The organism is Vibrio sp. 10N.286.46.A8 (assembly GCF_041470165.1).
GTDB classification, from domain to species: domain Bacteria; phylum Pseudomonadota; class Gammaproteobacteria; order Enterobacterales; family Vibrionaceae; genus Vibrio; species Vibrio tasmaniensis_A.
Map to the genome: position 1 here is coordinate 1 of NZ_JBFRLX010000294.1, position 6740 is coordinate 6740.

The following is a 6740-nucleotide window of genomic DNA, read 5'->3' on the forward strand; positions in this document are numbered from 1 at the left end:
TAGCGGCTGATATCGCGGACTGTATCTTTTAATACTTCGCCATCGCGTAGATGAACGTGCCAGTCGTCAGGACGAGTAATCGTAAGTTGTGTCATTGAAGGCTCCCACCATTTGAAGTGTTATGTAGTTGGAGCCTAAACTCAGCGAAATCTGTGAAAGCAATCGCTTACGTTTAGGCGACAGGATGATAGTGGAAAAGCACTTTCATTTCATCCTATTTTTAACTCTTCAGGGTTAGGAGCTTGTTTTTATGGATATTTTATTCGGTATCTATTTGTTAATAAGGGTTAGCGGGTGGCTACCCACAGACCATGGATCATTCCTGGAACCCAGAAGAAGAAGGTCAGGACGATGTTAATCAGCAAATCTTTACCTGCACCGCGAGCGAAGAACACACCAACGGGCGGAAGCAATACACATAAAATGATAATGACGAGTTTGTTCATGATAAATCCTTTTTATTCAATGAAAGTTCAATGCGATAACCGTGTTCATATTATAGAACGTATAGAGAGTGTTAATGCATTGCTGTCTTAATGTATACAAGGCAGTGATTTAAACATCTCAAGATATTAGCTTAGTATCAAGTGTTTAATGCCTGCCAGTTTATCTATTTATAACCATTTGTTAGCATTGGGACAAACAACAAAACATTGGAATCGTTATGTCGCAGTCACCTTTAGATCAAGCTCCCTCTTTATCTCAAATCAATGTGTTTCCGGTTAAATCAGTGGGCGGGATCGCACTCTCTTCTGCTTGGGTCGAAAAACAGGGTCTTACTTTCGACAGACGTTTTATGTTGGCACTGGCTGATGGCTCAATGGTGACAGCGCGTAAGTATCCGAAAATGGTCAAGGTGTCTTCAAGCTTGCAGCCAGACGGTTTGATCTTTACTTATGAAGGTAAAGAGCCGCTGCGTCTAAAGTATGCAAATTTCAAGATGCAAGAAGCACCAGCAACGGTTTGGAAAGACAATTTTACGGCTTACACCACCAATGATGAAGCCGATGATTGGTTCAGTGATGTGCTCGGAGTTCGTGTTGAGTTGCTGTTTTCTGGTGAGCAATCGAATCGAGTGCGTGAAAAGCTTGGCCATAATGTCAGTTTCGCTGACGGCTATCCAATGTTAGTGATCAGCCAAGCCTCTCTAGATGAGCTTAATCGCCGCAGCCCTGAAGTTCACTCTATGGATCAGTTCCGCACCAATTTTGTAGTTTCGAATACCGAAGCCTTTGCTGAAGATGGTTGGAAGCGTATCCGTATCGGTGAGGTTGAGTTCGAAGCGGTGAAGCCTTGTGAGCGTTGTATCCTAACGACGGTTGATGTTGATCGTGGCGAATTTAGAGCAACAAAAGAGCCTCTTAATTCCTTCTCTACATTCAGAGCTAACGAGCGTGGTGGCGTTTTCTTTGGTCAGAATCTTGTGGCTAAAAATGAAGGTTTGGTTAAAGCGGGTGATGTGGTTGAAGTACTCGAAACCAAAGAGAAAGAACACTATGAAGACACTTGGGTTGAGTCGTTACATTTAACGTGTGTTGAGCGTGAAGAGATCGCTCGTGACTTTACGACCTTTTGGTTAGAGCCTGCTAAAGAGAACCACTCACTACCAAGTTATCAGCCTGGGCAACACCTGCCGATTGAGATGGTGATTAATGGCGAGAAAGTTTCTCGTCGTTACACGTTATCTTCTAGCCCTTCACGAGCGGGTCGTTTAGCGATTTCAGTGAAGCGAGTGGACGATGGTCAAATCTCTAACTGGTTAAATGATCACTTCCAAGTGGGTGATACTCTAGTTGCTCAGAATCCAGATGGTGCGTTCTACTTAGAAGCGAATCCAACTCATCCGTTACTGCTTTTGTCTGCAGGCAGCGGCATTACTCCAATGCTATCGATGCTTCGTTACTTAGCCGACCATGGTCAAATTGATGATGTGGTTTTCTACCATCAATGCAGCAGTGAAGAAGACATCCCTTATCAAGCTGAAATTGATAAGATCGCCAGTGAGCATGCGGGTCTTCGTGTGATTTATTCATTAAGCCAACCAACCAAAGAGTGGGATGGTTTATCTGGGCGTCTAAGCGTGTCGCATGTCGCTAAAATTGAAGATCTACACAAGCGCCAAGCGTTCGTGTGTGGCCCTGACGGCTTTATGGATAATGCAAAGAAACTGTTGATTCAAATGGGACTCAACCCTCAGCATTACCATCAAGAAGCGTTTGGTGTGGCTCAATCGACCGAGGAAGCGGTGAAGCAACTGCAGTTAAGTGTGAACGGCTACCTGTTCGAAGGTAATAATCAATCAACCTTGCTAGAGCAAGCAGAGTACGCGGGGGTATCTATTGCTTCAAGTTGTCGTGCGGGTTTCTGTGGAGCGTGTAAAGTGACGCTTGAGTCCGGACAAGTTCATCAACCGGATGTCCCTGCATTGCAAGATCATGAACGTAATATGGGGCAGATCTTGGCGTGTTGTAGCGTGCCTCAAACCGATATCGAAGTTGTCGATTAACGACTCGTTAGATCATTAAGAAAAACGCATTAAAAAACACTAAATAGAAAAAGCCGGAAGTTCGTAAATGAGCTTCCGGCCTTTTTGATTCTGAGCTAATTCAAAAATTAATCGTAGATCGTTGGGATTGGTTGACGCTTGTGCTGTGTTGCTTTGTAGATGCCAACTAAGCGATCGGATACGTCTTGAGAAACGGCTTTGCCTTCAAGGAAATCATCGATCTGATCGTAAGAAAGGTTCAATGCTGCTTCATCGGCTTTCTGTGGATCAAGCTCTTCTAGATCAGCAGTGGGTACTTTCTTAACAAGTTGCTCTGGAGCGCCCAACGTTGCTGCAAGCTCACGAACTTGGCGTTTGTTCAAACCAAATAGTGGTGCTAAATCACATGCGCCGTCACCGTGCTTAGTGTAGAAACCAGTGATGTTTTCCGCTGAGTGGTCAGTACCAATCACAAGACCGCCAACGTAACCAGCAATCTCGTATTGTGCGATCATGCGAGCACGAGCTTTCACGTTGCCTTTCACAAAGTCGATTTTTGCTGAATCTGTTGGTAGTAGACCTGTGCCTTCAAGAGCAACGTGAGATGCAGCCTGAAGCCCATCAACACCCGCTTTAATGTTGACAGAAACAGATTGAGAAGGCTGAATGAAAGAGAGAGCAAGCTGTGCTTCGTCTTCATCTTTTTGTTCACCGTAAGGTAGACGAACCGCGATGAATTGGTACTCGTCGCTACCAGCGCTTTCATTTAGGCTATCAACGGCCATCTGTGCCAAGCGGCCACAGGTTGTTGAGTCGACACCACCACTGATACCAAGGATCAGTGATTTGCATCCTGACTGTTGAAGTTTCGTTTTGATAAACTCCACACGACGAGTCACTTCGAAGTGAGGGTCAATTGAAGGTAGTACGCGCATTTCGTCACGAATTAACTGTTCCATTCGTATTCCTTTCCTGCAAGCAAATTAAAAATCTAGTGTTATCATACCTAAATCATCCGATTTAAAAACCTCTTTGCACAAGCTTAGAAAGAGAAGGCAGTAATAAGTAATGGAAAAAATAGCCATTTTCGGTAGTGCGTTTAATCCACCGAGTTTAGGGCATAAAAGTGTGATTGATTCATTGGCTCACTTTGACAAAATCCTGCTCGTTCCAAGTATTGCCCATGCTTGGGGAAAAGAGATGCTAGACTTTGATACGAGATGTCAGTTAGTTAACGCATTTATTAGCGATCTTTCATTGGAGCAAGTGGAGCTTTCTTTGGTCGAAAAGAGCCTATTTACTCCAGGTGAAAGCGTAACGACTTATGCGGTGCTCAGCGCACTTCAGAAGTTACATCGTGATGCGGAACTCACGTTCGTTATAGGTCCTGACAACTTCTTTAAGTTCTCATCTTTTTATAAATCAGATGAGATTACTGAGCAGTGGTCTGTAATGGCTTGCCCTGAAAAAGTGAAAATTCGTAGTACTGATATCCGCAATGCGCTGATAAGTGGAAGCGATGTTGCAAAACTGAGTACAAAGTCAGTTACAAAGATATTGCAAGATAGTGGACTGTATACAATAATGTAGATTCACTCACTCAAGAGGTCTGATGACTATGCTAAAGCGCGCGATACCAGCGACGATGATCATTGCAGCATGCAGTTTACCTGCATATGCTGAGTGTGATTTTTTTAGCCTAGATTCGGTAATGCTGACTTCTGATGACGAAAATAGCTGTTTAGACTTTTCTACGAGCCTTGAAGCTTTCGGCCAAAGTATGTTGGAGCTTAGTGGGTTAAGCGAACCAGAACCTCAAACTAAGCCTGATTACTGGTCTGATTGGGTTATTCAAAGCAAAGATGCGCCTTTGTTAACTCAGAGCCTTGAGTCTAACTATGTTGGTCTCGGTATGTGGTTTCCAGAAGAGCTGGAAGATGAACAGTATAATATGTCGACAGAAGAGTGGTTGATGAACCATGGTCTTCAGCTGAGCATAGGTTTTGGTGATAAAGTAGAAGGGCAGCCGCGTATGCGTTTTGATTACCGTTGGCATGACTCTAGTGATGCAGACTTAATGATGCAGGTTGAGCTGCCATTCTAGACAGGTAGTTCATTCTTTTCTGTCTAAGTGCTAAGAATTAAAAAAGCCGCGAAAACTGAGTTTTTGCGGCTTTTTAGTATTTGGCTTGCTAGTTTTAATACCAGCTCTCACTTACCGCCAAGCTATAAATCTTCACCAAACACGAGCATGCACAGTTGCTCGAACTCTTCTTCTTTACCTGAGAACAGGTCATCAATCACAAGAGTACGTTTCTGACCTGATTGCATGCGTTTCTTCGCCTCGCGCATTACCATCACCAATGTGTGCTCTTGCGGTAAGTTCGAATCATCAACATTCCACTGATTGAATCGCTGAGACAGAGCACTTTCACAAAGCAGTGGTTTAAACGACAACACTTCTTGCTTCAATACAGAAAGCATATCTTTAAACGCTTGCTCAGTATTATTCGTTTTTAGACTACGAGACTTAGTAACTTCTAGCTTTTCTAGCAACGCAGAAGAGAGGTTCGTTTGCGTGACGTATCCCGCTTGTCTTGGGAATGAATCCGTCAAGCGCACAGAAAAGTCGACACGATTGACCTGTGTGTTTGGAAAGTAGGTCAGTGATGTTAGGCAGTCATATGGAACCCAGACGCTCTGACCTGGCTCGACGGCATACTCTTGTTTGCCCAGCTTAATCAAAACCAAACCACTTTGAACCGATACAAGGCTATGCTTAAGTACTTTTTTGCGTGGTGTAATCACCAGGTGTGAAAAGTAAGCCGATGTATATTCAATAGCGAAGTTCATAGATAGTACCTTAGTCTTGGGGCGTCAAGATTACCGTTAATCTTAAAGAATGCCAATAATAACAGGGCATTTTCGATGTTTCTGGTCTGACCTTATCAAAAGTATGGGCTCTGTAGCTGCGATAAGTCAAAACAACGCGTAGAATGAGCCAGCTTTTTATTATATGAATGAAAAAATGACCTCTCCAACCGATCCATATGTTGATATTCGTCCTTACGGCGATGATGAAATTCCAGCGGCACTAAACCGTCTTATTAATGATGAAGAATTTATCAGTGCGATCTTGCACTATCGTTTTTCAAACCATGCGTCTTGGTTCAAAGCGTTAATGAGCCCGATCTTGCGAGTGTACTTGAAAATGAAATGGAGCAAGCTGACTAGCGTTGAATCCATTCAGATCGAAGTGAAAAAGTACTTACGCGATACGCTCGCTAAAACCACCAAAGGGGTGACATACACGGGTTTAGAGTCACTGGATGCGAACCAAGCGTACCTGTTTGTATCAAACCATCGTGACATTGCTATGGATCCAGCGTTAGTTAATTACGCTTTGCATCTGAAAAATCATCAAACTTGCCGTATTGCCATTGGTGATAACCTACTAAAGAAGCCATGTGCGACTGAATTGATGCGTCTGAACAAAAGCTTTATCGTAAAGCGTTCTCTAAAAGGGCCACGTGAAATGATGAAAGCGCTAGGGCAGTTGTCTTCGTACATTAAGCACTCTCTAGAAACAGGTAACTCTATTTGGATCGCTCAGAAAGAAGGTCGTGCAAAAGACGGCAATGACTTCACAGAGCCAGCAATTCTGAAGATGTTCCATGTTGAAGGGCGTAAGCAAAAAATCGTATTTCCTGAGTACGTGAAATCATTGAAGATCGTTCCTGTGGCTATTTCATACGAAAACGATCCATGTGACACAGCGAAAGCAATAGAGCTTTTTGAAAAAGACGTAAACGGCAGTTACGAAAAGGGTGAGTTTGAAGATATCGAAAGTATCATTCAAGGCATCATCGGTAATAAAGGGCGTGTTCATGTTGGTTTTGGTCAGGTTATTGACCAAGATTTCGATACGCCTGAAGCACTTGCTCAAGAGATTGACCGCCAGATCCATGATAACTACAAACTATTTCCTGTGAACTTACTGGCTGCAGAAAAAGAAGACGAGTCGATTACAGCTGCGGTGAAGCAAGAGTTTGAAGATAAACTATCGAGTTTGCCACAAGGTGCTCGTCAGTACTTGATCGATAGCTATGCGAACCCAGTGAAGAATATTGGTTAACGAGCGTTAGCAAACAAGTTCGTTGATTGAATTGAAAAAGGAGCCTAAGGCTCCTTTTTTTATAGCGGTATAGGTGTCTTTTTCTAAGTACTGCTATTACCGTCAATCAATCAATCAATC

General features: G+C 43.3%; 7 protein-coding genes. 4 read left to right on the forward strand and 3 right to left on the reverse strand.

Annotated features, from left to right (window positions below; genetic code table 11):
* Positions 1-287: 287 nt before the first annotated feature.
* Complete coding sequence (locus AB4232_RS21675) at positions 288-446, reverse strand: YqaE/Pmp3 family membrane protein (protein ID WP_008215717.1); 159 nt, start codon at positions 444-446, stop codon at positions 288-290.
* 218 nt (positions 447-664) lie between these two features.
* On the opposite strand from AB4232_RS21675, the gene AB4232_RS21680 reads away from it, so the two are divergent.
* A complete protein-coding gene (locus AB4232_RS21680) occupies positions 665-2506 on the forward strand; it encodes an MOSC N-terminal beta barrel domain-containing protein (protein WP_372087990.1) in 1842 nt (613 codons plus the stop codon).
* Positions 2507-2613: 107 nt separating this feature from the next.
* On the opposite strand, the gene nadE is transcribed toward AB4232_RS21680, so the two are convergent.
* Positions 2614-3444 carry an ammonia-dependent NAD(+) synthetase gene (gene nadE, locus AB4232_RS21685; RefSeq protein ID WP_372087991.1) on the reverse strand — a complete coding sequence of 277 codons (831 nt, stop codon included), beginning with the start codon at positions 3442-3444 and terminating at the stop codon, positions 2614-2616.
* A gap of 109 nt (positions 3445-3553) precedes the next feature.
* Between nadE and AB4232_RS21690 the strand changes: the two genes are divergently transcribed.
* Together AB4232_RS21690 and AB4232_RS21695 are read left to right on the forward strand one after the other, a co-directional pair.
* A complete protein-coding gene (locus AB4232_RS21690) occupies positions 3554-4075 on the forward strand; it encodes a nicotinate-nicotinamide nucleotide adenylyltransferase (protein ID WP_009845745.1) in 522 nt (173 codons plus the stop codon).
* Positions 4076-4097: 22 nt separating this feature from the next.
* Positions 4098-4589: a hypothetical protein gene (locus AB4232_RS21695; protein WP_009845744.1), complete on the forward strand. Its 492-nt coding sequence runs from the start codon at positions 4098-4100 to the stop codon at positions 4587-4589.
* Between the two features lie 122 nt (positions 4590-4711).
* Here AB4232_RS21695 and AB4232_RS21700 read toward each other — a convergent pair whose 3' ends face one another.
* Positions 4712-5338 (reverse strand): hypothetical protein, encoded by a 627-nt coding sequence (locus AB4232_RS21700; protein WP_017097078.1) that lies wholly within the window; start codon positions 5336-5338, stop codon positions 4712-4714.
* A gap of 175 nt (positions 5339-5513) precedes the next feature.
* Between AB4232_RS21700 and AB4232_RS21705 the strand changes: the two genes are divergently transcribed.
* On the forward strand, positions 5514-6620 hold the full coding sequence (locus tag AB4232_RS21705; protein WP_029223825.1) for a 1-acyl-sn-glycerol-3-phosphate acyltransferase: 1107 nt from the start codon (positions 5514-5516) through the stop codon (positions 6618-6620).
* Positions 6621-6740 lie beyond the last annotated feature (120 nt).

Excerpts from the sequence above, each read along its gene's own strand:
- AB4232_RS21695 (WP_009845744.1), top strand. The coding sequence starts at position 4,098 with ATGACTATGCTAAAGCGCGCGATACCAGCGACGATGATCATTGCAGCA.
- AB4232_RS21705 (WP_029223825.1), top strand. The coding sequence starts at position 5,514 with ATGACCTCTCCAACCGATCCATATGTTGATATTCGTCCTTACGGCGAT.
- AB4232_RS21690 (WP_009845745.1), top strand. The coding sequence starts at position 3,554 with ATGGAAAAAATAGCCATTTTCGGTAGTGCGTTTAATCCACCGAGTTTA.
- AB4232_RS21700 (WP_017097078.1), bottom strand. The coding sequence starts at position 5,338 with ATGAACTTCGCTATTGAATATACATCGGCTTACTTTTCACACCTGGTG.
- AB4232_RS21675 (WP_008215717.1), bottom strand. The coding sequence starts at position 446 with ATGAACAAACTCGTCATTATCATTTTATGTGTATTGCTTCCGCCCGTT.
- nadE (WP_372087991.1), bottom strand. The coding sequence starts at position 3,444 with ATGGAACAGTTAATTCGTGACGAAATGCGCGTACTACCTTCAATTGAC.
- AB4232_RS21680 (WP_372087990.1), top strand. The coding sequence starts at position 665 with ATGTCGCAGTCACCTTTAGATCAAGCTCCCTCTTTATCTCAAATCAAT.